The organism is Mycobacterium sp. E3247 (assembly GCF_001667785.1).
In the GTDB taxonomy this organism is placed as follows: Bacteria; Actinomycetota; Actinomycetes; order Mycobacteriales; family Mycobacteriaceae; genus Mycobacterium.
Genome location: NZ_LZJG01000267.1, coordinates 1 through 864 on the forward strand (window position 1 = coordinate 1; position 864 = coordinate 864).

Annotated in this window: 1 protein-coding gene and 1 pseudogene; both read right to left on the minus strand. The window is 67.9% G+C overall.

Translation table 11 applies throughout. The features are described 5' to 3' along the window. Positions 1-308, minus strand: a pseudogene (locus A9X04_RS15085) (cytochrome P450); the annotation flags it as partial. 58 nt (positions 309-366) lie between these two features. Beyond that, positions 367-864 (minus strand): SDR family oxidoreductase (locus A9X04_RS15090; RefSeq protein WP_156764364.1); only part of this gene is annotated, 498 nt, incomplete at its 5' end.

The following is an 864-nucleotide window of genomic DNA, read 5'->3' on the forward strand; positions in this document are numbered from 1 at the left end:
GAGTTGTGCAGCATCTCCTTGCGCCGCTCGGGGCTGGCGTCGAACACCACGCCCTTGCCGAAGATCGGCGTCATGAAGGGGTACGCCTCGGCCTGGTCGAGTTCCTCGTCCGCCGAACGGAAGAAGAACTCGTTGGCGCCGGCCCCGGAGAGCAGGATGACGTGCTTGTCGACCAGCTGGAACCAGCCCACGTCGCCGCATTCTTCCCGGACGCGCTTCATCAAACCGATTGGGTCGGTGCGGAACTCCTCGAGGTGACCGTGCTCTTCCTCGCCGCCGGATACCCGTGGCACGATGGCGGTCGTCATTTTGCTCACTCCTCCTCCGCGCTCGTGCCTCGCGCCGCATCGTCGATTCGCGAAGTTGTCATGACGGCATCCCCTCTTCGCCGAGCGCGAGCTTCTGGCGGTCTTTCTTGTCGGCCAACGGCGCTTCGGGTTGAAGCTCCATGTTCGCGATGAAGCCACCGCGCGGGGTCTCGGCCACGAACGTGATGGCTCGCGCCAGGTCCGCCGCGCGCAGGAAGTAGTCGTGGCGAGCCTGGCCCCACTTGGCCCAGTCCTCGAGCGCGGGTCCGATCTTCTCGGCCGGCAGGCTCCAGCCCATCGACGTCTTCGTCGGGCCGGGGTGCACGATCGACGCCCGCACGCCGGTGCCCTCGAGCTCCATCTGGAAGTTGGTGACCATCGCGACGAGCGCGGCCTTGGCCGCGCCGTAGGCGCCCATGTGCGGCCGCTGACGCAGGGCGACGTCGGACCCGACGAAGATCAGGTCGCCGCGCTGGCGCTCGAGCATGCCGGGCAGCACCGCGGCGGCCAGCCGGTTGGCGCCGACGAGGTGGATCTGCAGCTGCGACTCGAACTC